This is a genomic window from Streptomyces sp. NPDC107581 (genome assembly GCF_055657175.1).
In genome coordinates this window covers 39,897-65,745 of the sequence record NZ_JBVKBH010000020.1, presented here as the reverse complement: position 1 = coordinate 65,745, position 25,849 = coordinate 39,897, and the positions used below count along the sequence as shown (strand labels likewise).

19 protein-coding genes and 3 pseudogenes are annotated in these 25,849 nt (G+C 71.1%); 8 read left to right on the top strand and 14 right to left on the bottom strand.

Annotation, left to right across the window (positions count from 1 at the left end):
- Nucleotides 1–11: 11 nt before the first annotated feature.
- Nucleotides 12–1,064 carry an alcohol dehydrogenase catalytic domain-containing protein gene (locus ACZ7P3_RS37110; protein WP_472088562.1) on the bottom strand — a complete coding sequence of 351 codons (1,053 nt, stop codon included), beginning with the start codon at nt 1,062–1,064 and terminating at the stop codon, nt 12–14.
- A gap of 86 nt (nt 1,065–1,150) precedes the next feature.
- Between ACZ7P3_RS37110 and ACZ7P3_RS37105 the strand changes: the two genes are divergently transcribed.
- Entirely contained in the window at nt 1,151–1,855 is a 705-nt protein-coding gene (locus ACZ7P3_RS37105) for a TetR/AcrR family transcriptional regulator (protein WP_472088561.1), read from the top strand.
- Nucleotides 1,856–2,080: 225 nt separating this feature from the next.
- Here the strand turns inward: ACZ7P3_RS37105 and ACZ7P3_RS37100 are convergent, their stop codons facing one another.
- Nucleotides 2,081–3,211, bottom strand: coding sequence for a saccharopine dehydrogenase family protein (locus tag ACZ7P3_RS37100; RefSeq protein WP_472088560.1), 1,131 nt, complete (start codon nt 3,209–3,211; stop codon nt 2,081–2,083).
- Between the two features lie 41 nt (nt 3,212–3,252).
- Here ACZ7P3_RS37100 and ACZ7P3_RS37095 point away from each other — a divergent pair, with 41 nt between their 5' ends.
- Both ACZ7P3_RS37095 and ACZ7P3_RS37090 read left to right on the top strand, forming a co-directional pair.
- Nucleotides 3,253–3,696, top strand: a complete 444-nt coding sequence (locus ACZ7P3_RS37095; RefSeq protein WP_472088558.1) for a hypothetical protein — start codon at nt 3,253–3,255, stop codon at nt 3,694–3,696.
- 143 nt (nt 3,697–3,839) lie between these two features.
- Nucleotides 3,840–4,340: a hypothetical protein gene (locus ACZ7P3_RS37090; RefSeq protein ID WP_472088556.1), complete on the top strand. Its 501-nt coding sequence runs from the start codon at nt 3,840–3,842 to the stop codon at nt 4,338–4,340.
- 5 nt (nt 4,341–4,345) lie between these two features.
- Here the strand turns inward: ACZ7P3_RS37090 and ACZ7P3_RS37085 are convergent, their stop codons facing one another.
- From ACZ7P3_RS37085 to ACZ7P3_RS37075, 3 genes are read right to left on the bottom strand one after another with little or no spacing between them, the layout of a single operon-like run.
- Nucleotides 4,346–6,568, bottom strand: coding sequence for a bifunctional serine/threonine-protein kinase/ABC transporter substrate-binding protein (locus tag ACZ7P3_RS37085; RefSeq protein WP_472088554.1), 2,223 nt, complete (start codon nt 6,566–6,568; stop codon nt 4,346–4,348).
- 10 nt (nt 6,569–6,578) lie between these two features.
- On the bottom strand, nt 6,579–8,831 hold the full coding sequence (locus ACZ7P3_RS37080; RefSeq protein ID WP_472088552.1) for a bifunctional serine/threonine-protein kinase/ABC transporter substrate-binding protein: 2,253 nt from the start codon (nt 8,829–8,831) through the stop codon (nt 6,579–6,581).
- Nucleotides 8,831–9,610, bottom strand: coding sequence for a hypothetical protein (locus ACZ7P3_RS37075; protein WP_472088550.1), 780 nt, complete (start codon nt 9,608–9,610; stop codon nt 8,831–8,833). The genes ACZ7P3_RS37080 and ACZ7P3_RS37075 overlap by 1 nt, the downstream gene beginning before the upstream one ends.
- Before the next feature lie 473 nt (nt 9,611–10,083).
- Here ACZ7P3_RS37075 and ACZ7P3_RS37070 point away from each other — a divergent pair, with 473 nt between their 5' ends.
- The gene (locus ACZ7P3_RS37070; protein ID WP_472088548.1) at nt 10,084–10,344 is read left to right on the top strand and encodes a hypothetical protein; all 261 of its coding nucleotides are present in this window, start codon (nt 10,084–10,086) and stop codon (nt 10,342–10,344) included.
- Nucleotides 10,345–10,358: 14 nt separating this feature from the next.
- Here ACZ7P3_RS37070 and ACZ7P3_RS37065 read toward each other — a convergent pair whose 3' ends face one another.
- Entirely contained in the window at nt 10,359–13,241 is a 2,883-nt protein-coding gene (locus ACZ7P3_RS37065) for a helix-turn-helix transcriptional regulator (protein ID WP_472088546.1), read from the bottom strand.
- A gap of 630 nt (nt 13,242–13,871) precedes the next feature.
- On the opposite strand from ACZ7P3_RS37065, the gene ACZ7P3_RS37060 reads away from it, so the two are divergent.
- Nucleotides 13,872–14,720 carry a nuclease gene (locus ACZ7P3_RS37060; protein ID WP_472088544.1) on the top strand — a complete coding sequence of 283 codons (849 nt, stop codon included), beginning with the start codon at nt 13,872–13,874 and terminating at the stop codon, nt 14,718–14,720.
- Nucleotides 14,721–15,234: 514 nt separating this feature from the next.
- Here the strand turns inward: ACZ7P3_RS37060 and ACZ7P3_RS37055 are convergent.
- From ACZ7P3_RS37055 to ACZ7P3_RS37045, 3 genes are all read right to left on the bottom strand, one after another.
- Nucleotides 15,235–16,230 (bottom strand): DUF8017 domain-containing protein, encoded by a 996-nt coding sequence (locus ACZ7P3_RS37055; protein ID WP_472088542.1) that lies wholly within the window; start codon nt 16,228–16,230, stop codon nt 15,235–15,237.
- A 301-nt stretch (nt 16,231–16,531) separates the two neighbouring features.
- Nucleotides 16,532–18,802, bottom strand: coding sequence for an ATP-binding protein (locus tag ACZ7P3_RS37050; RefSeq protein WP_472088541.1), 2,271 nt, complete (start codon nt 18,800–18,802; stop codon nt 16,532–16,534).
- A 481-nt stretch (nt 18,803–19,283) separates the two neighbouring features.
- A complete protein-coding gene (locus tag ACZ7P3_RS37045) occupies nt 19,284–20,099 on the bottom strand; it encodes an intradiol ring-cleavage dioxygenase (RefSeq protein WP_472088540.1) in 816 nt (271 codons plus the stop codon).
- A 142-nt stretch (nt 20,100–20,241) separates the two neighbouring features.
- Between ACZ7P3_RS37045 and ACZ7P3_RS37040 the strand changes: the two are divergent.
- A pseudogene (locus ACZ7P3_RS37040) lies at nt 20,242–20,493 on the top strand (integrase core domain-containing protein); the annotation flags it as partial.
- A gap of 365 nt (nt 20,494–20,858) precedes the next feature.
- Here ACZ7P3_RS37040 and ACZ7P3_RS37035 read toward each other — a convergent pair.
- From ACZ7P3_RS37035 to tsaD, 4 genes and pseudogenes are all read right to left on the bottom strand, one after another.
- A complete protein-coding gene (locus ACZ7P3_RS37035) occupies nt 20,859–21,194 on the bottom strand; it encodes an antibiotic biosynthesis monooxygenase family protein (RefSeq protein WP_472088538.1) in 336 nt (111 codons plus the stop codon).
- Between the two features lie 88 nt (nt 21,195–21,282).
- A pseudogene (locus ACZ7P3_RS37030) lies at nt 21,283–21,994 on the bottom strand (alanine--tRNA ligase-related protein); the annotation flags it as partial.
- Between the two features lie 25 nt (nt 21,995–22,019).
- The gene (locus ACZ7P3_RS37025; protein WP_472088536.1) at nt 22,020–22,586 is read right to left on the bottom strand and encodes a GNAT family N-acetyltransferase; all 567 of its coding nucleotides are present in this window, start codon (nt 22,584–22,586) and stop codon (nt 22,020–22,022) included.
- The gene (tsaD, locus tag ACZ7P3_RS37020; protein WP_472088534.1) at nt 22,586–23,635 is read right to left on the bottom strand and encodes a tRNA (adenosine(37)-N6)-threonylcarbamoyltransferase complex transferase subunit TsaD; all 1,050 of its coding nucleotides are present in this window, start codon (nt 23,633–23,635) and stop codon (nt 22,586–22,588) included. Before tsaD ends, ACZ7P3_RS37025 begins: the two co-directional genes overlap by 1 nt.
- 160 nt (nt 23,636–23,795) lie before the next feature.
- Between tsaD and ACZ7P3_RS37015 the strand changes: the two are divergent.
- Nucleotides 23,796–24,047 (top strand): annotated as a pseudogene (locus tag ACZ7P3_RS37015) (HoxN/HupN/NixA family nickel/cobalt transporter); the annotation flags it as partial.
- Between the two features lie 516 nt (nt 24,048–24,563).
- Here ACZ7P3_RS37015 and ACZ7P3_RS37010 read toward each other — a convergent pair.
- Nucleotides 24,564–25,007: a Fur family transcriptional regulator gene (locus ACZ7P3_RS37010; protein ID WP_472088533.1), complete on the bottom strand. Its 444-nt coding sequence runs from the start codon at nt 25,005–25,007 to the stop codon at nt 24,564–24,566.
- A 175-nt stretch (nt 25,008–25,182) separates the two neighbouring features.
- Between ACZ7P3_RS37010 and ACZ7P3_RS37005 the strand changes: the two genes are divergently transcribed.
- Nucleotides 25,183–25,830, top strand: coding sequence for a superoxide dismutase (locus ACZ7P3_RS37005; protein WP_472088531.1), 648 nt, complete (start codon nt 25,183–25,185; stop codon nt 25,828–25,830).
- Nucleotides 25,831–25,849 lie beyond the last annotated feature (19 nt).

Here is a 25,849-nt window from a genome sequence, read left to right as displayed (position 1 = left end):
ACGGCGGTGGATCAGCGGGTGGGGTCGAGAAGGACCTTGCGGACACCCGCGGCGCGGCTGTTGAACAGTTCGTACGCCGCGGGGCCCTGGGAGAGGGCGAAGCGGTGGGAGACCACGGCCCCCGGCGTGATCCGGCCGGCCCGGGCGAGGGGGATCAGGGCAGGGAGCTCGTAATGGATCGAGCACAGCCCGATGGCGAACTCAAGCTCCTTGATCTGGGCCAGTCCCATGTGGAAGGGGAAGGCCTTGCTCTGGCTCACGCCGATGACGCTGACCCGTCCTGCCTGCCGGACGGTTTTGAGGGCCAGGTCGATGGTGGCGTCCGAGCCCACGGCCTCCACCACGGCGTCCGGTCCGCGCCCTGCGGTCATCTCCCGTACGGCCGTTCGCACGTCCTCGCCCTCGACCGGCTCGACGCCCAGGGTGGCGGCGAAAGCGCGGCGCTCCGCAACCAGATCCGCGCCCAGCACGCGGGCGGCACCCATCGTGAAGGCGGATTGTGCGGCCATGAGGCCGACCGGGCCCAGACCGATGACAAGAACCGTCTCGCCGGGCTGGATGCGGGCCCGGCGGCAGCCGTACCAGGCCGTGGGGGCGTTGTCCGTCAGGACGATGGCGGCCTCGTCGGAGATGTCTTCGGGCAGGTGCACCAGGTTGACATCGGCATGGGGCACAGCAAGGGCCTCGGCCTGACTGCCCGGAAGATGCGGGCTCACTCCGTAGCAGAGATCCGTCGGGGCATGTGCTCGCTCGCACCTGGCGGTGAGCCCCCTCGCGCAGGTTGCGCACAGGGTGCAACCGACCGAGGCGGGAACCAGGACGCGGTCGCCGGGCCTGAAGCGGGTCACCCGGTCTCCGGTGTCGACGACCACACCGACGCATTCGTGCCCCGGGGTGTAACCGGTCTCCGGGCTGAACCCGTGGCCACCGTAGATGTGCAGATCGCTGCCGCAGATACCGGCCGTGGTGACCTGGACGACCGCGTCGGTGGGGCTGGTGACGGCCGGGTCGGGGACATCCTCGTAGCGGATGTCGTGGGGGCCGTGGTAGGTCAGTGCCTTCACTGGATGGACTCCCGTAGCGCGCCAAGGCGCTTTTATCAGTTATTAATGCAGCCTCATTAACTTGGCCGACGCTAGCATGGGCGTCCGTGACAGCAAATGAGAGGCAGGCCACGTCGCCCCGGAGTCGGAAGGCCGGTGACACGCGCGCCGCACTCCTCCGCGCCGCCGAGCAGTTGTTCGCGGCGAAGGGCGTCGACGGTGCGTCGCTCAACGAGATCAAGCGGGCCGCCGGTCAGCGCAACGCGACCGCGCTGCAGTACCACTTCGGCGACCGTGCGGGTCTGCTGCGGGCCGTACTCGACAAGCACCTGCCTGCGGTGGACGCTCGCCGGGAGGTATTGCTGGAGCAGTACGAGGACGACGGCGCCGTCGATCTTCGATCCCTCGCCGCCGCACTGGTTCTGCCGGCCGCCGCCAAACTCGCCGACCCCGATGGCGGGCGCGAGTTCCTGCAGATCGTGGCCGAACTGCTCAACCGCCCCGAACCTCTGGTCGAGGTCGTCGTGACGGAGGGGTCGAGCATCTATCCCTGGCGGCGCCTGGTGGAACCGCTGCTGGCCCCCGAGTCGACCGCGGTGTTCCACACCCGCTTCACGGCCATGCGCTTCTGCCATGCCGAGCTCGCCGCGCGGGCCGCCGGCCGCCCCCGCAGGGACGACCGGTTGTTCACCAGCCGACTGGTCGACCTGGTCGCCGCGCTGCTGGCCGCGCCGGTGTCCGAGCGGACCGCACGCCTGCTGCAGGAGCGAGACCGCAAGGGCCGGTCCGAGCAGCAGCCCTCGACCCGCTGACCGGGTCGGCCCCGCAGGCCATCTGTACAGCGCCGGGTGCGGCGAGTGGCGCATGGCATGCGTCTCGACATGCCCAGTGGTCGGTACCCTGCGGCGGAGCTGTGGACGACAGCGGGCGCGATGTCCGTGGCCGACCACCAGATCCGTCTGGCAGCCCACCCCGCGAGCGAAGTGAGACCGAGGACTGGGAGCACTGTTCCGGGTCCGCCGCAGCCTGACGGCTCGTCACTCCTCCCAAGGGCGCCAGCCGTCCTCGTCTTCGCTGCGCCACAGGCCGATCCCCCGGTCGCGCAGCGCGGCGCGCAGTTCGTGCGGAGCCAGCCAGGAATGGAGCGGGACGAGGCCGGTGGTGTGGAGCCGGCCCTCCAGCAGGTGGTCGACGGCGATGCCGGCGAGCAGTGAGGGAATGCGACCGCCGTCCTGCCGGGCCGTCATGCCCAGCCGGCGGGTGACCGGCCGCCCACCGCGCTCCCCGCTCACGGTGACCGTGAAGCCGCCCGCCTCGTCGCCGACCCGGCCGACGAGCCACGACACCGCGCGCACCAACGGGGTCCAGCGCCGGGTGGCGCGGGGCCGCCCGGTGCGGGCCCGCAGCGCGGCGAAGAGAGCCAAAGCCCGGTTGACGACGGTGAATTCGGTACCGGCCTTGAAAGCGATCGTGCGGGCACCGGACAGTTCGGCCAGCACGTCCAGGTCGGCCATCTCGTACACCTGGTGGACCAGCCGTCGGCCGACCGGCGGCGGGAACACTGTCCACTCGGGCTCGGACCAGCCGTGCACCACGGTGGGTACGCCCTCACGAGGAGCGGTGAACGGGAGCCCGGCGCCGTGCATCATCGCCTCGAACATCGCCGGGCCGCGGTGCCGCCGGGTGTCGGGAGCGGCACAGCACAGCACGCCGTCGACATGGTCCATGCCCTGCGCGAGGTCGTGGACGATCAGTGCCTGGAGGCCCGGTACGACGGATGCCCCGGTGAGGACGGGAGCCGTCGCCGAGCGGGCCACCCGTGCCGCCGCGTGCAGAAAGGCGCGGTCCTCGCAGATGTCGACGTACGGAACTCCGGCGGTCACCGCTGCCCGCAGCGGCCCGAGCGGGTGGGTGCCGGCGCCGTCCAACGCCTGGAACGGGCCCGCGCAGTGCACGACCGCGACCGCGTCACCCAGGAGGCCGCCCAGCCGCTCCGGGTCGTCGCGGTCGCCGGCGACCCAGCGGACCCGCTCGGACGTGAAGGGGGGATGCGGCGGTCTGCGGGAGACGACGGTGACGCGGACGCCGGGCCGGCGCAGCAGATCGGCGACGACGTACCGGCCGTAGAAGCCGCTGCCCCCGACCACGACGATGTTCGATTCCCCCATGCGGCGGCATGCTACCGGCGCGTGGACACGACAATAAAGCCGTGTTCATATCACGTGAGGCTTCTCCCGTTCCCCGTGCGCGGCTGCACCGGCGGGTCTTCGCGGCGGCCGGCATCTATAACATCGTCTGGGGCTGTTACGCGGCCGTCGACCCGCAATGGCTGTTCCGCGTCGCCGACATGCCCCCGCAGAACCACCCCCAGATCTTCATGACACTGGGCATGGTGCTCGGCCTGTACGGGCTGCTCTATCTGGATGTGGCCCTCCGCCCCGCCGAGGGCTTCGCCGTCGCGGCGGTCGGCCTGGCCGGCAAGGTGCTCGGACCGCTCGGCTGGCTGTGGCTGGCTCTCACCGGCGAGTGGCCCCTGGCCTCCGGCGTCATCGTCGTCACCAACGATCTGATCTGGTGGGTCCCCTTCGCGATGTACCTCCACGACTGCCTGCCGCAGTGGCGAGCCCGGTACCTGGCCGAAGGGCGGCGGTAGTACTTCGTCGGCGGTAGTACTTCGTCAGCAGTACTTCCGCGGGGCGTAACAGGGTTGTCCCGGGTGCTGCGATCCCGGTGGCACGTCGCCGCGGCGGCCCGAGAATCGAGGCCGTACCGGGTCAGGGGGAAGGAGCGGGGGCCGTGGCCGCAGAGGTGTCGGGGACCTTCGAGTACAGGATCACGCACATCGTCAGCCAGGAGGCCGGTCACCAGCACACGCGGACGATCGCCCTCACCAACGCCGGCGTGGACCGTCTGGAGCGTTTCGACGAATGCAGGAACGAGACCCGTACGACGTGCGACCACTGCGGCGCTCAACTCCTGGTGGCCCTCGCGTCGTTCTCCGAAATGCGCCATGAGCGGCGCAGGCACCGGGTGTTGTGGAAGGTGTGTGCCCTGGCGACGGTCCTCAGCGGCTACGGTCTCCTCCACGTGCTCCGCACCGCCACGGGCACCGGGGACGGGCCTGGCATCGCTTTCGACGTGACCGTGGCCGCGACGCTCTTCTTCGCATACCGCACGCTGATCAGCGCATTCCGCTCGCGCAGCAACGGAGGGCCGGACGTCACTCGGCTCGACTCCCCGGAACGCCGAAACATCCGGCACAGCTGGACCTGCGTGCAGGCAGCCGAGGATGCGTGACGCGGTCAGGCGGTCCGGTCGGCTCCCGTCCCCGCACCGGCTGGAGCCGTGGCGTCCTCGTACTGGCCGAGAAAGCGGAAGCGGCCGCCGGACGTCTGGAAGAGGTACAGCGCCTTCATGGTGTAGACGGTACTCGACGATGTGTAGCGCAGCCGCTTGGTGATCCCGCGGAAGTCGGTGTCGCGCAGCCGCCCCACGATCGCGCCCCGTTCCGCGCGGGACGCGCCCAGCGTCGTCATCGCGCGGCCCACGAAGAGCGTCGCGTCGTAGGCCTCCGCGGAGTACCAGGGCGGGTCGGTGCCGAAGTGCTCGTGGTAGGCGGTGACGAAGGGCTTCGCGGCCGGCACACGGGTCGGATCGAGGAAGGCGGTGGCGAAGACCCATCCTTCGGCGGCGTCGCCCGCCGAGGTGAGGAAGCGGGGGTCGAGGGCGCGCTGGGTGGCCAGTTGCGCTCCGGAGTAGCCGGCGGTTCGCAGCGCGAGCGCCAGTTTCGCGGCGCGCGCAGGGCCACCGGCGAACACCACCGCGTCCGCTTCCGCGTCGGTCACCGACTCGGCGAGGGCACGGAAGTCCTCGGCTGCGTCGTCCTCGGCGGCGAGGGTGCGCCGGGTCGTGGTCTGCTGCCCGGAACGCATGGCCTCGCTCACCCATGTGCAGATGTTCCAGCTGAAGTCGCCCTCGGCTGCGTCGTCGATCAGCACCGTCCTGCGTGCCCGGGCGGTGCGGACGAGGTACGCGAACAGGGGCGCCGCCAGGTTGCGGTCGGGGGGCCGGGTGGCCACGTACGTCCGGTACGTGGCGGGGGACACCCCGTCGAGCCCGACCGATACGGAGACCATGGGCAGCAGCGCCTTCTCGTACTGGTCGAGGACGGCCTTGGCGCAGGCGTCGGTGGTCGGCCCGATCACCGCGCGGACCCGGTCGTCGGCCGCGAGTTGCCGAGCGATCCGTTGCGCCCTGGGCGGGCTGCCCGCGTCGTCGTGCACCCGGAGTGCGAGGTCGAAGACGCGGTCGGCACGGGAGTTGAGGTGGTCGACGGCGAGCCGGACGCCGTTCTCCTGGGCGGTTCCTGCCGTCTTGTGTCCTCCCGTCAGATCGGCGTGCAGGGCGACCACCAGGCGCGGACGCCGTGTGCCGCCGCGCTGCGTCGAAGCGTGACCGGGGCGGTCCGCCGTCCACCAGGCCGCCGTCGCGCCCGCCGTCAGTACTCCGGCGGCCGAGCCCAGCACCAGGAAGCGGCGTCGCGTGGCGCCCCTCGACGGCTCCCACGAACCGGGCACCGTATCGACACCGGGTGGAGCGCCGGACACCTCGGTCGCCTCGACGGCGGGCAGGGCGAGAGCGGCGGTCGAGCGGCGTGCGATCAGCCGGGTGGGCGACTCCGGCAACCAGCCTCCGCCCTCGCGGTCCCGGTCGTGAGGATCCGTCTCGTCCAGGGTTCTCCGGATGTCGGCCACGGGGGGCCGGGAGCCCGGATCCTTCGCCAGGCAGGTCCGCAGCAGCGGCAGCAGTGGCGCCGGTACGCCGTCCAGGTCCGGCTCGTCGTGGACCGTGCGCACCAGCACCTCGGCCGCGGAGCCACCGCCGAAGGGGCGTTCGCCCGTCGCGGCGAATGCCAGCAGACAGCCGAGCGAGAAGACGTCGCTGGCCGGGCCGATCTCCCTGCCCCGTCCCTGGGCCTGTTCGGGGGAGAGGAATCCGGGGGAGCCGACCACCAGCCCGCTGGCGGTGAGGGAGGTGTCCTCCGGCATACGGGCGATACCGAAGTCGATCACCCGCGGCCCGTCGACGGCGAGCAGCACATTGCCCGGCTTGACGTCCCGGTGGACCAGACCCGCCCCGTGCACGGCCTCCAGCGCCTCGGCGAGGCGGGCCCCCAGGAACCGCACCGAGCGGTGCGGCAGCGGCCCGCACTCCTCGACCGCCTCCGCCAGTGAGGGGCCCGGCACGAACGCCGTGGCGAGCCACGGCGACTCCGCGTCCGGGTCCGCGTCGAGCAGCGGTACGACCCAGGGGCTGGTGACCCGGCCCGCCGTCTCCACCTCACGGCGGAAACGGGCCCGGAAGCCCGGGTCGTGCGCATGCACGGCACGGATGACCTTCAATGCGGCCGGCGAGCCTTTGCCGGAGCGGGCCAGGTACACCACGCCCATGCCGCCCGCGCCCAGCCGGCCCAGCAGCCGGTAGCCCGCGATCCTGGCCCGGTCGGCGCCGCGCAACGGCTCCATCAACGCCCCATCAGGTGGACACCTGGAACGGCGCCACGCCCTGGTACCGGAACCGGCCACCGCCGACCTTCCACAGGTAGACCCCGCTGCCGTCGATGACCAGGGAACCGGTCTTCCTGTCGAACGCGAAGTTCTTCGTGATCCCCTTGTACGAGGCCGCGCGCAGCGCCGTCGTCAGGTTCTGCCGGGTGACGCCTCCCGTGGCCGGCGAGTCCAGGGTCTGCACGGTCAGCCGGGCCACGTCGTACGCCTCGACGGCGTATCGTTCCGGCTCGGCGTCGAACCGCCTGCGGTACGCGGCCGCGAACGCCTTGGCCTCGGGTGCCACGGAGGCGTCCATGACGGGGGCGACGATCACCCAGCCGTCGGCCGCGTCCCCGGCGGCGGACAGGAACCGGGTGTCGAGCACCCCCTGGGCGGCGGCCCGAGCGCCCGAAAAGTGACGATTCATCAGTTCTCGGGCCAGCAGCGCCGCGCGGTCGTGGTATCCGGCGAAGACCACGGAGTCGGCGCCGCCTTCGAGCAGCGCGTCGAGCGTCGGTCCGAAGTCCTTCCGCAACGCGCTGACCACCTTGGGGACGGCCCGCTGCCGGCCCTTGCGAAGGATGCGGGTGAGCGAGCTGCTGATCTCCCATGCGTACGCGTCCGCCGCGCGGTCGTCGACGATTCCGATCGTGCGCGACTTCGCCGTGCCGAACAGATAGGCGTGGAGATAGAACGGCAGGACCGTGTCCGTCACGCGGGCGTGGAGGAAGGACCGGCTGCCCATCACGCCCAGCACGGTGGCTCCGGGCGACACCGCGATGAGGGGCAGCGACGCGGCGTCGTACGTCGCCAGCGAGGCCAGAGCGGTGTCATCCGTGGTGGGACCGATCACGGCCAGCACGGTAGGGTCGGCGACCAGTCGCTTGGCCACGGCGGGGGCCCGGGCCGGATCCCCGCCGTCGTCCATGGTCCGCACGGCGAGCGTGAACGGCCTGTCGCCGCGGGAGTTGAACTCCTCGACCGCGAGCCGCAGTCCCCGCTCCTGAGCCCGGCCCACCGCCCTGTGGTCACCGCTCAGATCGGCATGCAGGCCGATCGCGTGCACGGGCCCGGTTGCCGTCGGGGCGGCGGTGGAACCGTTCCCCTTGCCGTCACCGGAGAACGCGGCCCGGGCGGCCAGCCCGCCTCCGGCCGTCACGGCCACCGCGCCTCCGGTCAGGACGAGGAAACGGCGTCTGCCGACGGTGCGGCGCGATGGCTGTCCGAGCGCATCGTCCGCCGCGCCGGTGTCGGAGGACTCGGAGCCGACCTCGGTGTCGTCGATGGCGGGCAGCCCGAGCCCGGCGGCCGACCGTTCGGCGATCAGCCGGACCAACGGCTCGGGCAACCAGGCCTCGTCACCGGTTTCCTGGTCCCCGTGCGTCGCAGGACGTACCGCCCGCAGGGCCTCCCGCGGGTCGGCAGGTGCGGCGGGCGCGGTGGCCGAAAGGACCTCCGACAGTGCTTCGGCAGTGGGCCGCAGCCGCGGGTTCTTCTCCAGACAGCCGCGCACTGTTGCGGTTAGCTCCTGGGGAACCCCCTCCAGATCCGGGGCGTCGTGCACCGTGCGGTACAGCAGTGCGTCGAGTGAGCCGGTACCGAAGGGAGGGCGGCCGGTGGCCGCGTGGGCAAGGACGCAGCCCAGCGAGAAGATGTCGCCGGCCGGGCCCACCTCCCGCCCGCCGTGGGCTTGTTCCGGTGCCAGGAAGCCGGGGGTGCCGAGCACGACACCGGTCGACGTGAGCGCGGTGTCCTGCGGATCGCGGGCCACACCGAAGTCGATCAGTCGCGGGCCGTCGAGCGCGAGCAGCACATTGCCCGGTTTGACGTCCCGGTGCACGAGACCGACCGAGTGGAGATCCCCCAGCGCCTGGGCGAGCCGGGCGCCCAGCACCCGCAGGCTCCGCACGGGGAGTGGCCCGTGTGCGGCGACCGCCTCGCCCAGTGAAGGCCCCGGCACGAAGGCGGTGGCCAGCCAGGGCTCCGCCGCCTCGGGGTCCGCGTCCACCAGGGACGCCACCCATGGGCTGGTCATCCGGCGGGCCGTCTCCGCCTCGCGCCGGAACCGCTCCCGGAATCCGGCGTCCTCGGCGTACTCGGCCTGGATCACCTTCAGCGCGACCAGCGAACCGCCGGCCGAGCGGGCCAGGTACACCACCCCCATACCACCCGCGCCCAGACGCCCGAGCAGCCGATGGCCCGCCAGCCTGGACGGGTCGGAGGTGCGCAGTGGCTCCATCACTTCCCCTTCAGCCGCTGCTGGACGCGCACCAGCATCTGCCCCAGGGCGGTGCTGCCCAACTGCTGCAGCTCCTCCTGGCTGTGCCCCTGCCCGCCCGTCACGGAGACGGCCACGACGACCGTCCCCAGGCGGGCGACCATCCACAGGTACGGCTGGGCGGTGCCGCCCTTCGCGACGTACTGACCGGCCTCCAGCACCGAGTCGTCGGCGTACTCCTGCTCGCGGGCGCCGAAGGGGGTGCCGAGTGAGTTCAGACCCGTGATCCGTTCGTCGGCCCGTGGCTGTTGCTCAGGGCAGCGCAGGACTTCCTCCAGGGTGGTGCTCAGCTGTTCGTCGGCGCCGAGAGTGAGGGAGTGCGCGGTGGCAGCGGCCGTCACCTTCACGGCACCTTTGCCTCCGCCGGCGGGCAGTCGGCTGTAACGGGACAGGCTGGCCAGTACGCCCCGGGGGAGCTTCCGCCGCTCCCAGCGGCAGTTGCCGTCCAGCACGGCCCAGGTGCCCGGGGTGCTGTCGGCCGGGTCCTGCGCGACGAAGCCCCGGCCCCAGTCGCCCGGAGCGAACACCACGGAGTCCACCAGGTTCCGCCCGTCCTTCGAGGTCCTGGGGACGAGGCCGGCGTCGGGTGTGAAGGCGGCGGCGGAAGAGCTGCCCGACGGGGGCGCCGCTGCCTCCGGCGAGGCAGTGTGCGCGGGTGACCCGGTCCGCCGGGAGGAGCCGACGTCCGCCCCCTGTGCCGAACACCCGGCCAGCAGACTCGCCGCCACCACGAGCGTCACCCAACTTCCCCGTACACCCTGGGTGTTGCCTTTCACACAGTCCCCTCTGCACCGCTCGAGTCGTCCGACTGCCGACCGTAGACGGCCGCGGGGGAAGCGGCCTCAGTGGAAACACGTAACCCCTTACGTGTTTCATCACGTCGCGGGTGTCCGGGCCGGGTGTGCGGCGGAGTCGTGTTTTCACGGATGTGTCCGCGCAGGCGGCCCCGGCACACTGACGCGGGTACGACCGGGCGGCGAGCGGGAGCGCCCCCGCCGGACCGCACACGACGAAAGGCGAGCATCCGTGAAGCCGATGACCGGCGATGAGGTGCGAGGAGCCGTCCGGCCCGCGTCCTGCCCGGGCGCGTCCCGAGCGAGTGTCCCGGCGCACGCACTGGACGTTCTGGTGGTCGTGACCGCCGTGTGCGGGGCGTCCATGACCCGTCGGCGGATGCTCGGGCAGACACGCCGTGCAGTGGTCGCCGTCCTTCATGAGCGCGGTTGTCAGCCACGGCACCGGGGGCACGAGCACCGAAGCCGCCCCGGTCCAGGGCGGTCACCGTGTGCTGCGCGCGTCGGTCGTGGCCGCGCCGGCCATGGGATCCGCGGTCGCATGGATCACGTGGGCGGCCTCGCGCCGCCCTGCACACCCGGCCGTGCGCCACGCGATGTGGCTCGCCGCGGTGGCGGGCGCCGTCGTGGTGATCCTGGCGCCGCAGCCTCAGGCGGCCGAGACCTGCGGCGACGACTGATCACCGGGCGTCGCTCAGGATCCGGCGCCCAGCCCGACGCGGGTCATGAGTCCGGCAAGGGCCGCGCGGGACGGCACTGACGCCTTCCGGTAGATCGAGGACAGGTGGGTTTCGACGGTGCGGCGGCTCAGGTGGAGCCGGGCGGCGATGTCCTGATTGCTCAGTCCCTGCGCCACCAGCTTCGCCACCTCCAGCTCACGGGCCGTCAGCTCCGCGAGCTGTGCCGGAACCGTCGGGGTCTCCGCCGTCACCTGGGGGCGGATCAGTTCGGCGAGGTCCACCAGCAGGCGTGCGCCGCCGCCGACGGCGATCCGGTGGGCCCGGCGCCACATCGCGACAGCGCGCGCTCCCTGCCCCGTGCGCTGCACCAACGGCGCCGCCCGCAACAGGGAGTACGCCTCCCACAGGGATTGGCCGCAGCGCACGTATTCCTCTGCCGCCGCGTCGAGGAGCCTTACGGCCCTGCCGGTCTCACCGTGGTGCTCGGCCAGCGTGGCCTGGGCGCGCAGGGCGGCGGCGCGCTGACCGTCGAGGCGGAGCCGGTCGGCCTCGCGGGTCGCCTGGGCGACCCAGCGGCCGGCCGCGTCGACGTCACCGGCGGCGAGGGCCGCGGCCGCGAGGGTGTCGAGCTGACCAGGGCGGATCGAAGGTTGCAACAGGGGTAGTTCAGGGCCGCCCCCTGCCGTCGTGATGGCCTCCCGAGCGCGGTGGGGGTCGCCGCTCACGTACGTCGCATGACCGAGCATGCACCAGGCCAGGGACGACCACCAGCCCCTGCTCCGGCCTGCCGCGGCGACGGCCTCCTCACCGGTGGACAGGGCGCTGCCGTCCCCCAGCGGACGTATCAGCAACAGCACCAGCGTCTTGATGGCCAGGGTGAAGCCCAGAAGGTCCTTGCTGCCCGCGGCCCGGGCGATGGACTCCGCCTCCTCGGAGGCCTCCAGCGCGGACGGCAGACGGCAGGTGGTGAGGTGGACGAAGGCTCTGCTCGTCAACAGGTGTGGCAGCACGTGGAGTTGTCCGGTCCGGCGGGCGATGCGGAGGCCTCGGGTGATGTGCCGCTCGGCGTCGTCGTAGCGCTCCAGCAGGGTTTCCGCCCAGGCCAGCCAGACCAGCGCCTCGCACAGGTCCGCGAGACCGGGATCGGTCAGCGCGTCCGCAAGTGAACCTGCGGCGTCGCTGAAACGGGCTGCCGCCTCCGTCTCCCCCTCGTACGCCTCGCCCAGGGCTGCCAGGGCCAGCGCCGCCGCTTGACCGGTGGGGTCGTCGTCGGCACGTGCGACGGCGACGGCCTGCGCGACGTCCTCGCGCGCCTCCGGATAGGAACCGGTCAGAAGGGCGGACATGCCGAGGGCCAGTCGCAGGGAGACAGCCTGGGCGGGGGACGGGCCCGGATCGCGGGACAGCTCCCGGCGCAGCAGGGCGGTTGCCTCGGGGGAGTGGCCGAGGTGCCGCTCCATCACGGCGCACTGGGCGACGGCCTGCGTACGCAGTTCGGGATGGTCCTTGCCGGACGTCTCGATCAGGGTGTGCAGCAGATCCCGGCTCTCCTGGAGGTTGCCGCTGGCGCCGAGCGCGCGGGCGCGCGCCAGGACCAGTTCGCCGCGTTGCGTGAAGCGGTCGGGACTGTCCGGCATATGGGTGAGGACGACATCCAGCAGATGGGCTGCCGTGGCCGGCGCGGTCGACGCGAACCGTTCCGCGGCCTCGATGAGAACCTTCGCGGCCCGGGGGTCCCAGCCGGTCAGCGACCGTTCGACGTGCCGGGCCCGCTCGGTGGCGGGAGCGCCGCCACGGGCCAGCTCCCGCGCGGCACGGCGGTGGACCTCGGCACGCCGCCCCGGCGCGGTTCCCTCGTAGACCAGGGCACGGACCAGGGAATGGCGCAGCGCCCACCGGCCACCCGGCCCGGCGCGCAGCAGATCCCGCACCACCAGGGCACCGGTCTCGTCCTCCACCTCCTGCGGGCAGAGCCCGGTCGCCACGGTCAGCATGGCGGGCGTGGCGTGGTCGCCGAGCGCCGCCACCGCCTCGACGACCAGGCGCTGCGGCCCGGTGAGCGTGGCCAACTCGTCGAGCAGCAGCGCCGCGAGCCCACCGGGTACGCCGGCCGGGTCCAGGGCGTCGCCGTGTGCGTCGGGCGTGAGGCCGTGTGGTGGCGTCCCTGTGCGGTACGCGTACACCAGGGCGAACAGATACAGGGGGTTGCCTTCGCTGGCGGCGTGCAGCTGCTTGGCCCGGTCCTCGGGCACGTCGGGAGCCAGCGCCAGGACGGAGTCCTGCTCGGAGAGCGGTTCCAGGGCGAGCTGGAGCGTGGTTCCGCCGGCTGCGCCGCGCGTCAGCGCCGCGGTCAGCGAGGTCGGTGTCTGCCGGACCCGCCGGGCCACCGCCAGGAGAACGCGTCCGCGCGCAGGGTGCCGGACCAGGTGGTCCACGAGCTCGCGTGAGGCGGGATCCGCCCAGTGCAGGTCGTCCAGGGCCAGCACCAGACCCTGCTCACCCAGGTGCGTCAGGACCGCGGCGATCGCACGATGCAGGTCGAACCGGGCGGCGGCCCCTTCGGGGGAACCGTCGCTCGGCACTCTCCGGATGCCGTGCAGCACCGAGCGCGTTTCGGCGACGGTGGCGCCTGCCTCCGGCGTGCCGGGGTCGGTGTCGGCGAACGCGTCGGTGAACAGCTGGTAGGGAACGTGCTGTTCGTACTCCGTGGCCCGGCCGCGCAGTACGGTGAACCCGGCCCTGCGGGCCCGCGCGCACAGCTCGTCGAGCAACCTGCTCTTTCCGATGCCGGGTTCACCGGTGATGTCGACGACCTCCGGCAGGCCGGACCGGCCCAGTCCTGCCAACAGGGCGTCCAGTCGCGCGAGTTCCGACGATCTGCCCACCAGTGCTGCCACGCTCTCGTCCCCCCAGCCGGTGACCTGCCCACCCGCGTCGATCTTCGTCCCTACAGTTCACCTTAAGGGGCCGCACAGCCGGCACCGGCTGCTCGGGGACGGGTGCGGGGTCTCCGCTTACAGCGGGCTGCCGGCCAGCTGTGCCGCAGAGCTCTCGTCGTGGGACCGAGTGCCTGTACGAGCTGGGCGTCCGTGGCACCCGTGACCCCGAAGTCGGTACGGACGGATGTGATGAGCTGTGCCGCACCGGAGGCAGAGCGCATGTGCCGACCACGAAGAGTGACGGAACCGCGGTCAGGAAGCGCTGCGCCGCCAGACGAGTGGCGGAATCGAAGATGTTCACCGGCACCGTGCGGTCCGCGAGGTGGGTGACCACCGGAAACCCCTGTTCCAGGAGTGCGCGGTGCCGACGCGGGCTCTTCGTGCCGAAGGACGTTCTGCAGGAAGTTCTGGTGGATCGAGCGATCTGGCGACGTTGGGGACTGTTCCGCGCGCCTCGCGGACCGTCCACCGGATCGGCCGCTATTTTGTCGGTTATGAGCAAATTGCCCGTGCGTTCGAGTCGTGTCCATGTGTGCGTACGGCGGTGCTCCCCACCTGCTCCACACCCCCGTCCCCACCGGAGTTGTCATGCCTATGCTGCTCATTCAGGGAAAGTTCCGCCTGAAGGACACTCAGCCGGACGGAGATACCGTCCACTTCGTCGCCGACACCCCGGACGACTGGAAACTCATCGGCGGTAACCACCCGGTGCATGCCTCCCACACCGGTGAGGCCTCACTCCGCCTGGAGGCCATCGACGCGCTGGAGACGCACTACGCCGGAGAGCACCAGCCGCTGCAGTTCGGCCACGCCGCAGCGGCGGAGCTCCTCACGTGGCTCGGGTTCAACGACGTACAGCGCAAGCCGGACGAGTCCGTCAGCGCCTCGACGCCCGAGACCACGCCCGGTTACATCCTCACCGCGGGCGGCGACGTCAACAACCGCGCCGTGGCCTTCGTCGGCCGGGGCACCCCTCCCGCGGCCAGCGGCACGGCCGTCACCGTCGACGTGCCGCTGCTGCGGCAGACCGCCAACCACCACCTGACCTCACTGGGCCTGGTCTATCCGACCTTCTACACCAGCCTGTTCCGCGACCTGCGGACAGAACTCACCACCGTCGCGCAGGGCGCCCGCACGGCCCGCCAGGGGCTGTGGCCCCAGGACGTCACCACCTCCGGGTTCAAGGTCTCCGATCTGTCCACCATCACCGACGACGTCGTGATCATGCCCAAGCTGTTCCGGCGGCTCGTGGACTTCCTCCAGTTCAGCATGCCCGTCCGCTGCTTCTCCGCGTACCTTGCCGGCAAGGGGGACAAGGCGACGGTCCTGTCCACCGGCGAGCGGATTGTGGGTCTGCACCACGTCGTCAACGTCACCAACGGCGACACCGTCCGCATGACACACCCGGTGGAAGACCTGCTCTTCGACGAGGGCTGAGAGACGCGGCCACCCCGTGGGCACCGGCCGACCTCATCCGTCGCCGATGCCCACGCAGGCTCCCGCCCCCCCGCCATCCGGTGACCGTGGCTCCCTGGTCGTCATGGCCCGCCGGCCCGACAGCACCACCCGGCGATGAACACCTCCATGCCCGGGTACGAGGCGACGCGTGGCCCGTCGTTTCCACCCCTCGGTCGGCCTGCGTCGTGCGGCGGGCGGGGCCTGGGCGGAGCTGAGGGGGCGGCTCGTCGGGTGCTTCCCGGAGGTGCTGTCAGGGTGCCCTGCCGTGAGCGAGACCAGTGACCACAACGCGGCGGCGATGGCGAGCGATTCGCGCCCTGCATGAAGGGCGAACTTGTGCAGAAAGCCGCCGACGATCTGTGTCCACGCGCCATCGCGGCTGACGCCTCGGCCTCGAGGGATCACGGGCAGGGGCCGTGACCGGCCCTGCCACGACGCCGAAATCCGCGCCGGGCGGGCCGTTCCCCTTCGTTCGCCGGGTTCTGGGCTGGAATCAGGAGTCCGCCGGGGGCTTGTAGAGCCGCACAGTGGCGGCGATTTTCCGTATGGTCGCGTCCGGTACCTCCGCGGCCACGTTCTTGGCGCCGAAGAACGACCAGGAGACCAGATCGCCGGCAGTGTTCTTGAAGGCGAAGGACCAGGCTTTGCCGTCCGTGGCGCACTTCTTCGATTCCTTCACGCCCACGGACCAGGCAGCGCCCAGACTGCCCTTGAGGCCGGAGTTCGTGGTGAACTCCTCGACGGTGCCGGTCTTCACCTTCGTCTCGTCCGGCTGTGTGTATGCCCCGTACACCCAGGTCTTCGGGTCGGAACGGGCGATCTCCTGAGTGCTTCGGTATCCGTGGTTGCCCCTCGTACCCACCTGGGCCAGAGGCACGTTCTCCAGTGTGCCGTCCCGGTCCTCGTCGGAGGAGCACCACTTCTTCTGCAGCATCGCGACATTGCGCATGGCGATGAGTGGTTTGTCGTCCGGGTCCCCGTCCTTGGAGACATAGGTGACCCAGCCGGCAGACTGGATCTCCCATTGGGGCGGGACATCGAACGCGATTCCCTGGGTGGGATTCGTCAGGACCTTCCAGCCCTTGATCGTGGCGGTCCGGGTGTCGGGTCCTCGGGGGTTGGCGGAACTCTGCGCCGATGAAGCGGTGTTGGTCGGCTTCGGGTCGGGCCCGTCCTGCTTGTGGCCGCGGAGCACAAGGAATCCGGTGGTGCCGGCCGCGAGCACGACGGCTGCCGCAGCGACGACGGCGACGAGTCCGGTCCGGTTCCGGCCGCCACCCGTCGGCGGGGGCGCGGGTGCCCCGGCGGCCGGCTGGATGGGCATCTGCCAGTGCTGAGGCTGCTGGTGGGAGTTCGGCTGGAACGGGCCGGGCTGCTGATACGGGTTCGGCTGGCCAGGACCGGGCTGCTGGTAGGGGTTCGACTGGTGTGCGAACGGGGGCTGCTGCGGATTCTGTCCGCCCCTCGACGGCTGCTCTCCTGGCCACATGTGCCGCAACGATACGGCAGCCGCTTCCAAGGGAGCGGCCGAGGGTGACCGAGACGTGCCGAGTCTGCCGGGTGGCGTATTCGTGCTGGTCGGTCGAAGACAGCATGCGTCGGTGCGTCTCGCCCATTCCGGTCCGACGCCTGCGCGCCCTGCCCGGCCGCGCGGTGCACGTCGGCCGACGGCAGAACCCGCTCGGCCGGAACCGCGCCCGCACCGGGCGTGAGCGCTCGTCCCGGCCGGCATGCGCCCGATGACCCCGGCTCACGGACACGCCGTGACGGCCCAAAGGTCCGGGACTTCGTCACCCGGAGGCACGCCCGGCCTTGGTCCGCGCGGCCACCCACAGGGCGATCTGCGTGCGTGACCGCATACCCAGCTTGTCGCGCACCTTGTCCAGGTGTGTGGCGACCGTGTGGGCCGAAAGACCGAGCCGCTCCGCGATCTGCCGGTTGGTCAGTCCGTCGGCGACGAGCTCGGCCACCATGAACTCCCTTCCGGTGAGGGCGGACCGGTCGTCGACGACCTCCGCGGCGTCCGTCGTCGTGCGGGGGTCGTCTCCCGTTGTCCGCAGCGCGTACGCGACGAGCCGATCCCCGCGCAGCCGACGGCCGCCGCTGACGGCCGCGTCCCGAGCGGCTGCCGGCAGCCCTGTCCTGGCACGAGCCACCGTCCGCTCCACCTGGCGTCGCCACGGAGCTTCGGACACGGTGTCGAGGCGGCGGCGTGCCTGCGCGCTCGCCTCGTACAGCAGGAGGGCTCGCCGCATGTCGCCGCTCTCGGCGGCCACGAGGGCCAGGCCCTCCACCGGGTAGAGCGCGTGAAAGCTGGCCTCGGGGACGATCCGCAGCACCTCGGCGAACAGTGCCTCGGCACTTTCCAGACGCCCCAGAGCCAGCCGCACGGCGCCCGCTGTGTGCAGAGCGGCCGCGACCCGGTTCCAGGGGGCGTGGTCCCTGAGCACGGGGAGGCAACGGGACATGAGGATGTCGGCCTCCGGTTCCCCGCCCGCTTGGAGCAACGCCCAGGCCAGGTGATGGGTGCACCACGCGATGTCGTTGGGCTTTCCCAGAGTGGCGACGACGTCCAGGCACTCGCGGAGATCTGCGACGGCCGCTCCGAATTCCCCGCGGCAGAGCCGCGCCGCTGCCCGTGCGTCCAGGGCGTTGGCAAGTCCCGCGGGGTGATGGCGCGTGCGCTCCATGACCACCGCCTGCTCGCCGAGGCGCAGTGCTTGTGCCAGGTCGGCCCGCTGGCAGGCCACGCGCGCGGCCAGAGCCGGTACCGCCCCGCCGAGCGCCCGTCTGCCGGTGTCCCGCAGCAGGCCCGTCAGCAGCGCGCGGGCGGCTGACGGCTGTTCCTGCTCGTAGTGCACGCGCGCCAGTTCCAGCTCCAGTCGTGGGCACGCGGCACCGTCGCGTACGGTCGTGCCGGCCAAAGCCGCCGCGAGGTTGTCCCGCTCCACGGCCAGCGGGCTGCCGGCCTGGTCGGGGAACACCTCGTCGCCGGCCCGGTCTGCCAGCCTGTTCAGCCACCCGAGGACCCGGTGCCCGGTGATGTGCAGCTCGCCGGACGCGAGCAGGCACTTCAGGGCGTAGGCGCGGATGGCGCTCAGCTGTCTGAACCGTGCGGTCTCGGCGTCTCCTGAGAGGCGTGCGATCAGGGATTTGGCCTCGAGGGCACACAGGATGCCGAGTATCTGTGACGGTGCGACACCGTCGCCGGTGCAGACCGCCCGCGCCGCAGCCGTGTCGAACCCGCCGACGAGCACCGCGAGTCGCCGGAAGACCACCTGTTCTGCCGGATCGAGCAGCCGGTGGCTCCAGTCGATCGCGGCGGCCAGCTCGCTGTGGCGCCCGGGTCCGGTCCTGTGTCCGCCTGCCAGGAGGGACAGCTGGGACATATGGTCGTCCAGTCCCGTCAGGATGTCACTCGGCGGAAGAGTTCCGGCCCGGCGGGCCGCCAGCTCGACGGCGAGCGTCAGGCCGTCCAGTCTGCGGCAGATCTCGGCAACCGTCCTGCCGTTTCCGCGGTGGAGCGTGAATCCTGGTGAGCAACTCGAGGCACGCTCGACGAAGAGCCGGACGGCGTCCGCCCGGAGCAGGACCACCGGATCGTCTCCGGCGTCGGCCGGCGGCAGCGACAGCTCACCGACCCGGAGGACGATCTCCCCGGGTACTCGCAGGGCCTCTCGACTGGTCGCCAGGATCCGTAACCGAGGGCAGTGACTCAGCAAGGTCGCGATCAGTCGGGCGCACGGCTCGGCCAGATGCTCGCAGTTGTCCAGGATCAGCAGCCGACGGGCGTCGCCGATCGCGTGGACCAGGACGTCGACACCGGATCGTCCTGCCCGTTCACCCACGGCCAGCGCGGCCGCGACCGACTGTGCGAGCGCAGCGCCGTCATGCAGCGCGTCGAGTTCGACCAGGTCGACCCGCCCCTGGCGGCCGGGGAGCCCCCTGGCGAACTCCAGCGCCAACCGCGTCTTGCCGACGCCCCCGGCTCCGGTGAGGGTCAGGAGTCGCGACGCCCTCAGCAGGGTGCGCAGCCGCGACAGCTCCGCCCGGCGGCCCACGAAGGAGTCGAGCGCCCGTGGCAGGCCGCGGCCCTGGGCGGTCGGGGAGGGAGCGCTCGGTGGAGGCGGTGACGCGGCCGTCTGTGCCCGGCGGGAATCCCGGCGCGCCGAGCGTTGCCTGAACGCCCTCTGTCTGCATGCCCCGGAGCAGTAGCGAGCCGGTCGACCGCTGAGCGGTCGACCGGTCAGCGGTGCGCCGCACGACTCACATGTCATGCTCCGGTCATCCCCGATTCCCGGCCGCCCATTCCCGGGATGGAATCCTTGCGTCCGTCATCGCGTCCCTTCGCGCGCACTGCAGCCGTGGGTCAACTCGGGCACGGCTGACGGGCGTACGCATCTCCTGCGGTCGCGGTTCTTGCCACGACGCAACACGACGCAGTCCGACACGCGACGCGGAGCGCCAGGTGTGGGCGGCCGGCCGCGCAGCGGTGGTTGCGGGCCTCGTTTCAGCGGACCGGCCACCGCTCGCACGGGGGCGTCAGGGGGTGGCGGCGGGATCGATGCCGAGCACAACCGTGCCGGTCACTCCCTTGCCGAGGTCGCTGCCGACCTGCGTGAGGGTCAGCAGGGTGGAGGACCCGCCGTTACGGTAGATGCCGTCCCTGGCGTTGAGCGTGCGACTGGCCGTGTTGCTCCGGTAGGGGGCCAATGCGGCGACCCTGCTGTTGTACGTTTCCGGGAAGTAGAGCTGGCCGGTGTGGGAGACGTGGCCTCCGTGGTACCTGCCGTTGGTGACAGTGCCGCCGGCATGTGTCTTGACGTGGATGTGGAGGGCACGGCCGACGTACCAGCCAGGGTAGACGGTGGTGAACTCCGCGACGCCTGTGGAGTCGGTCAGTTGCACGCCGCGCAGGAAGGTCGTGTCCGGGGTGGAGCCTCCTGCCACGTATCCGGAATAGACGCCGAGAGCGTCGCAGTGCCAGATGTCGACCGCCGTGCCGGGCAGCGCGGAGCAGGTCGTGGTGTCGATCACCCTGACACGGAGGGTGAGTGGCACGCCGGGCTTGCCCTCGGTGATGTCCTTGCGGACAGTCTCCAGGTCCAGGTAGTAAGGGCCCTCGGTCTGCTCGGGCGTCAGGACGCAGTCGGCGGCCGGCCGGGTCGGGGACTGGGCCGCGTTGTTCCGGTCCGCGGCCGCGGTCGCCTGCCCGGCCGTGAGACCCAGAGCGGCCGCTCCGAGGGTCGCACCGCCGAGGGCGGCTATGACGGTTCTGCGGGTTGCGCCGCCCCGGCCGTCGGCCAGCTCGGGGGTGCGCTCGCGTTCTGCGGAATGGGGGCGGGGGGTGTCAGCCATGCTGTGAGAATGGCGCGCACGGCAGCCCGTGGGATCGATCGGATGACCGGTGAATCGGGCGCGTTACGAAACTCACCGCGCCGCCGTCCGCCCCGCTGCCGGACGTGGTGCCGAGCGTGGCTGTCGAAGGCACCTGCGTCCCGACAAGGGCATCGCCCACACCTACATCAAACCGGCATCCCCGCACCTCAACGGCAAGGTGGAACGCTCACGCCGCATCGACGCCGAGGAGTTCTACCGCATGCTCGCCGGTGTCGTCATCGACGACACCGGCGAACTCGACGAAAAACTCCGAGAATGGGAGGACTACTACAACTACCACCGCCCGCACGGCGCTCTCGGCGGCCAGACTCCCTACGAACGCCTGAAGCGCAAGACTCAGACCCAGATGTGACCAAGCTCTGGCAGATGCACACCTGGACGAGGCAATGCCTGCATGGAATTGGGCTCCCAGGACGGGGGTCACATGCCATCGGCACCGTCGAGCTCGGCGGCGTCCTGGACGACAACCTCGGCCTCCAGGACGGGATCACCAACTGGATCTCCGGCATCGCCCTGGACAACGTCGGCCTCTTCGTCGTCTGGGCCTGCGCCATCGCCCACTGGCGGGCGTCGAGCACTGCTGGAACGCGAAGACCACCGACGCCGACTGACCGGGACACAGGCGCATGGCGCGTTGTCCGGCCCCGGAGATTCAGCCCGCCGGCACCCGCTCGGGTCGTGTCGGTGGGCGGTGCCGTACTCCGGGGAGCATGGCGGTCAGCCCTTGGGGTGGTGGGAGGCGACGCGGAAAAGACGAGGTTGGACGTCGGTGGCGATGACGGCTGCCTGGTCCATGTGGATTCGGGCCTCGGGGTTGTCCAGCATCGCGTGGTAGTGAGTCTCGCTCTCCCACTGCGCGTAGTTGATGACGCGTTCGCCGTCCTCACTGGCGTGGAAATTGGCGCAGATGAAGCCCGGCTGGTGCTTCATCGTCTCTTCCGTGGCGTGCGCCAGCAGAGCGATCAGCTCATGCTGGCGCTGCGGTGTCACGGTGAATACGTTGATCAACGTAACCACCGGCCGGTCACTCTCGATTCTGGCAGTAATAGGCATACTGCCTTTTTTTCCCTTACGAGTGAGAAAGCTGCGGATCGAGGGTCTCAATCCCTCCAACGGCCGTCTCCCGAGGAGCTTGCGGCGCGGCCACAGTGCGAGTGCGCGCGTCGCCGACCGGGTCGTCCACGGTCGTGGTGACCATCAGGATGCCGTGGGCGTCCACTCCGGAGGCAGCCAGCTCCGTCGCTCTCGCGGCGATGGCCCTTGAGCCGGGCATTCTCCCCGTCGGCGGCCTTCAGCCGGTCGAGAAGCCCGTCGATCTTGCCGCGCAGCTCGCTGCGCGCGGCACTGAGCGGTTCGGCGATTTCGGAGACCAGATCACGTGAGCGAGCAAGATGGCGGAACCCCTCGACCCCACTGCGGCCTCAGCCGGCGCTTCCCCGCGCCGACCGACGACTCGGAGGTCAGGGAGACCACACCGATCTGTGAGGCGCGTTCGACGTGCGTGCCACCGCACAGCTCCCGCGACCAGGGGCCGCCGATCTCGACGACGCGGACCTTCTCGCCGTACGACGCGGGACTCGGTGGGCGGGGTGTCCCACGCGCGCCAGCTCGTCGGGCCGGGCTCGTCCAGCACGGACCGCAGGGCGGACGCATCCGTCGTACCGCTGGACTTGTGGGCGCGCGCGTCGGCGCGGGCGCGTTCCCCTTGTTCCCGCATGAGGTACGTCGAAGCCCTCGCGGTCGACCTCGACGCCCTGTCCGGCGGCCATCTCCAGGGTGAGGTCGATGGGGAAGCCGTAGGTGCCGTGCGGCAGGAACGCCTGCGCACCGGGCAGCCGGTGTCCGATCTCGGCGGCGCGCACGGTGGGCTCCGGATGATTACAGGGGATGGGCGGCCAGGGTTCGGGCAGGGTGGCGGGGGCCGAGGAAGACGACGGTGCCCGTGCCCTCGGGGGCGGGGTGGGTGGCCTGGGTCCAGCCCTGCCAACGGTAGAAACTCACGGCTTTCGAGGAGCGCCACGAGGTGAGCAGCCAGGCCCGGCCGTCCGGGGCGTCCTCGGTGACCGCTGAGAGGAGCTCGGCGGCCACGCCCTTGCCACGGGCGGCGGGGCGGACGGCGAGTTCGTCGATCTCACGGGCGCCGCACAACCAGGCGGCGGTGCGGTCGGATCCGAGCGCGGCAGTGGCCTCGGGGTAGCAGCGATCCGTGGGAAAGGGCGCACGAGTGGTCCAGGCGGTCGCGAAACCGGCCACCTCCTGGCCATCGAGGGCGAGTGCGGCGACGAAGCCCGGCCGCCGTGCGTCGGCCGAGAGTCGAGAGACGAAGGCAGCCGCCTTCTGCTCGTCCTCGTTCCAGGGAGGGGCGCAGAAGGCGTCTGTGTAGACCGACCTCAGGGTGTCACTGTGGTCCAGCAGCTCGGTGCCCGTGCAGACCCGTATGTCCATCAGGCCGCACCTGCCGAGACGGACACCGGGTGCAGGGCCGCGTATTCCAGGGGTGCCGAGGGGTCGATCGAGACGTCGAGCGGTGCGGGGTCGGATCCGGCGCGGACGAGGAGGTCGCCGACCGCGGCGATCATCGCGCCGTTGTCCGTGCACAGCCTCAGCGGCGGCACGCGCAGTTCGACGCCGGCGGCCCGGCAGCGTTCCTCGGCCAGCGACCGTACCCGTGAGTTCGCGGCGACGCCGCCGACCACCACCAGCGTCCCGACGCCGTGCTCGGCACAAGCGGCGACCGCCTTGCGGGTCAGCACATCGGCGACCGCCTCCTGGAGGGACGCCGCGCCGTCGGCCACGGGCAGCTCGCGCCCCGCATGACCTTCGGCCCAGCGGGCGGCCGCCGTCTTCAGTCCGGAGAACGAGAAGTCGTACGAGCCCGGCAGCGGGCGCGGGAAGGCGACCGCGCGCGGATCCCCCTCACGCGCGGTCCGGTCGATGGCCGGACCGCCGGGGTAGGGCAGCCCGAAGACCCGGGCGACCTTGTCGAAGCACTCCCCGGCCGCGTCGTCGAGCGTGTCGCCGAGGTGGACGATCGGATCGCGGGCCAGATCGCGCACGAGGAGGAGCGAGGTGTGGCCGCCCGACACGATCAGCACCATGCAGGGGTTGGGCAGGGGACCGTGTTCGAGCGTGTCGGCGGCGACGTGGCCGGCGAGATGGTGAACGCCGTACAAGGGCACGCCGAGCGCGTACGCGATCCCCTTCGCACCCGCGAGCCCCACCTGGAGCGCTCCGGACAGGCCCGGTCCGGTGGTGACGGCCACGGCGCCGATGTCGGACAGTTTCAGCCCGGCCTGGTCCAGTGCCTGTCGGACCACCGGGCGCAGGGAGTGAAGGTGGGCGCGGGAGGCGATCTCCGGCACCACACCGCCGTAGCGGGCGTGTTCGTCCATGCTCGACGCCACGGCGTGGCCGAGCAGCCGGCCGTCCCGGACCAGTCCCGCACCGGTCTCGTCGCACGACGACTCGATCCCCAGCACGATCGGAGAGCCCACGCTCCACACCCTTTCTGCGCACTAATAGTTATTGCAACCAGTGTGCAATAGATTGGACAGGCAAAGTAACCCGGCACGCATGTGCGGTGCGCAGTCCACTGGAGTGCGCTGCTGTCGCCCCCGGACGCCGAGGTGCGAGCCGTGATCCCTGCTGGGCAGGCTCACCCCTCCCGGCCTGTCCGTGGCCGTCGCCCTCGTCATCGGCACCGTCGAGCTGCTGGGCCCGATCGCCGAGAAGGCGAACCTGCACGGGGCGTTCTGGGACTGGGTCTCCCGCCTGGACCTGAACGTCATCGGTTACGTCATCGTCGGGCTGTTCTTCGCCACCTGGGCGGTCGCCCTGCTGGTGTGGACGTTCGCCCGGATCGAGGTGAAGTGGACGGCGGGACTGGCCCGGCCCGCCACGACCCCGGAACGCGCCGAGCAGCGGCTGTCCGGCGGTGCCGCGCGCATGACCCGCCGCCGTTCACCCTCGCTCTCGCCGGATACCGGCCACCGTCAGGCCCCAGGGTCACCGCCGGAGACCACAGTCACTCGCCGATCCCTCGCCCGAGTTGCAACGCGAACCCGCGTCTCCGGCGTCAGCCACAGCCCGTTCGGTGACGCGCTCCTTGTCCATGGCGGCCCGCTCGGCGTTCGGGGCCTGGTCGATCAGCCCCCGAGCACTCCAACCCCGGTGCACCTTGGGGAAATTCCGCTCGACCTTCACCACGGCCTTGTCCGTCGCGGCGAGGCGTACGGGCAGCTCCTCCCTGAGGGCGAAGCGCGATGAGTCTTTATTGCGCACCTGTTGCAAGAGCATCTACTGTGCAAGAAGTGGTCGGCCAGGGTGGCCGAAGCGGTGCACCCTGCGTCCGGCCCTGGTGCGGGGCGCCGTCCCGCCTTGACAGCGTCCGTTCCATGGACGGCGTCCCGCACCCACCCACGGTCAGGTACTGCAGCGAGCGCATCGGCCGAAGAGCAGCAGCGAACCCGCCGCGTCGCCTCGCAGGCCCGTCAGCTCGGCGATCCGCTCCGAGGCTTCCCTGAGGTGCTCCATCGCCACATCCCCCACTTGGCCGCACCGCTCGCAGACCGTGTGATGGTGCGGCTTGGAACTGATGCCGTAGCGCTTGGGGCCGCCCGGACCGTGGACCGCGTGTGCCAGACCGGCGTCCGTCAGAGTTTCCAGGGTCCGGTAGACGGTCGCCTGATCGAAGGGCAGATCCAGCTGCTGTAGTTCAGCCCAGACTTCGGCGGAGGAGAGATGCATCCCGGAGGCGGAGAGCAACCTCAGGGTGCACAGCCGACTGTGGGTGCAGCGCAGGCCGTGGCGTCGCAACAGCACCGCCAGTTCCGGCGTCGTCGCGTCACCGTGCGACGGCGGAGTCATGGTCACGTGCTTGCCTTTCTCGCCGCGGTTGAGGAGTCCGGATCGCGGACTGCCGTCACGTACTCGGCGCGACATGGTGAGGGGGTCCTAGGTCCGACGCCTGATCGCAAGGTACCGTTCTTGCTGTTAGCGTGCAGCTGCATACATCTGGCAATAACGTCGGAGGACGTTGGACATGGCGCTCTACACGCTCCCGGAACTTCCCTACGACTACTCGGCGCTCGCCCCGGTCATCAGCCCGGAGATCATCGAGCTGCACCACGACAAGCACCACGCGGCCTATGTGAAGGGCGCCAACGACACGGTCGAGCAGCTCGCCGAGGCGCGGGACAAGGAGTCGTGGGGCTCGATCAACGGGCTGGAAAAGAGCCTGGCCTTCCACCTCTCCGGGCACATCCTGCACAGCATCTACTGGCAGAACATGACCGGTCCGAAGGACGGCGGCGGCGAGCCGCTGGCCCAGGACGGTGTCGGCGACCTGGCCGACGCGATCACCGAGTCCTTCGGTTCGTTCGCCGGCTTCAAGGCGCAGCTGACCAAGGCGGCGGCCACCACCCAGGGTTCGGGCTGGGGCGTGCTCGCCTACGAGCCGCTCAGCGGCCGCCTGATCGTGGAGCAGGTCTACGACCACCAGGGCAACATCGGCCAGGGCTCGACCCCCGTCCTGGTCTTCGACGCCTGGGAGCACGCCTTCTACCTCCAGTACAAGAACCAGAAGGTGGACTTCATCGAGGCGATGTGGGCCGTCGTCAACTGGCAGGACGTGGCCAAGCGCTACGCCGCCGCGAAGGAGCGCGGCGACAGCCTGCTCCTGCGCCCCTGACGACGGGGTCGCACGGATG